This window comes from Caloramator fervidus (assembly GCF_900108045.1).
Lineage (GTDB): Bacteria > Bacillota > Clostridia > Clostridiales > Caloramatoraceae > Caloramator > Caloramator fervidus.
Genome location: NZ_FNUK01000044.1, coordinates 1 through 1,515, shown reverse-complemented (window position 1 = coordinate 1,515; position 1,515 = coordinate 1). Strand labels below are relative to the sequence as shown.

Below are 1,515 nucleotides of genomic sequence, written 5' to 3'. Positions count from 1 at the left end.
AGTTTTCAAAGGTCAAACAGCATTACTTATATTATCATGCTACTCTTACTTTGTCAATACCTTTTTTTCGTCGCCTCGCAACGACAGTGTATATAATATCATGAGATATGTATAACTTCCTTTTACTTAGAGTCAATTATTTGAATTTATATTAATATAAATTTATTTTTCTTTGTAAATCTTTAAATTTCTAATATGGACACTCCCGGTTTAGTTGGATGCAAATATTATTTTACCAGTTTTAAAAGTGTTTTTCATCTTACCCATTTTTAATTGTATATAACTTTACATATTTTAGGAACTACAATTATAATTTGATTAACATCATTTAAGTCAGGAGGATAATCATGAGAATAGGATATGCTTGTATCCCTTTAGGAGTTGATTGGTCTACCAATAGAAAAATATCCCTAAAAAACTTTTCAAATGAAAAGTTTTTAAAAATAACAAAACTTAATCTTGAAGATCTTAAAAAAATTTTAGAATATAACGTAAAAAATAATATATATCTTTTCAGAATAAGTTCAGACATTATTCCCTTTGGAAGTCATAGCGTTAACAATATCCTATGGCAAAAAATATTTAAAAATGAATTAGAGAATATTGGAGTTTTCATTAAAAAAAATAAAATTAGAGTTTCCATGCATCCCGGGCAATATACAGTTTTAAATTCTCCCTCCCAAGAAATAGTTAAAAGAGCAATTAAAGACATAGAATACCACACCCAATTTTTAGATTCTCTCTCTGTAGATTATTCCCATAAAATCGTTATTCATTTAGGTGGAAGATATAATGATAAGATCGAGTCAATCAAAAGATTTATTAAAAATTTTAAGATGTTATCAGAATCAGCGAAAAAAAGACTTGTAATAGAAAATGATGAGAAAATTTTTAACTTCGATGATGTGCTCTATGTATCTTATGTTTTAAATATTCCCATCATATTTGATTATTTTCATCATCTTATAAATCCAGTAGATAGAAATCTAAGAGAAATTTTATCGTTAGCAAAAGAAACATGGAAAAAAGAAGACGGAAATATTAAAATCCATTACTCTGAACAATCTCATATTAGAAAATTAGGCTCCCACTCTGAATTTATTCAAACAGCTAAATTTTTAGAATTTTATAATACAATAAAAAGATTTGATCCTGACATAATGTTAGAAACTAAAGATAAAAATATATCAGCAATAAAATGTATATGTTTAATCTCAAATAACAAAAACAAACTTTACAATGAATGGGAAAAGTATAAATATCTTGTTATGGAAAAAAGCTATAATTTGTATGAAGAATGCAGTCAAATTTTAAACACAACCCATGATGCAAAAAAGTTTTATAATAAAATCGATACCGCCCTTGTATCACCATTTAATGAAGAAAACTTTAAAAACACGCTATTTCACGTTTGGGATTATTTGGTTCTATAATAAATGTTGGGGTGGTAAATAAACCTCAACATTTTTTCTTTAAATACAAAAAAGCACTTTATTCAGATGCCAGCTTTGCTAA

Annotated in this window: 1 protein-coding gene; it reads left to right on the top strand. The window is 26.3% G+C overall.

Translation table 11 applies throughout. The features are described 5' to 3' along the window. The first annotated feature begins 347 nt into the window (after positions 1–347). Positions 348–1,433: a UV DNA damage repair endonuclease UvsE gene (uvsE, locus tag C4R78_RS09335; protein WP_103896766.1), complete on the top strand. Its 1,086-nt coding sequence runs from the start codon at positions 348–350 to the stop codon at positions 1,431–1,433. Positions 1,434–1,515 lie beyond the last annotated feature (82 nt).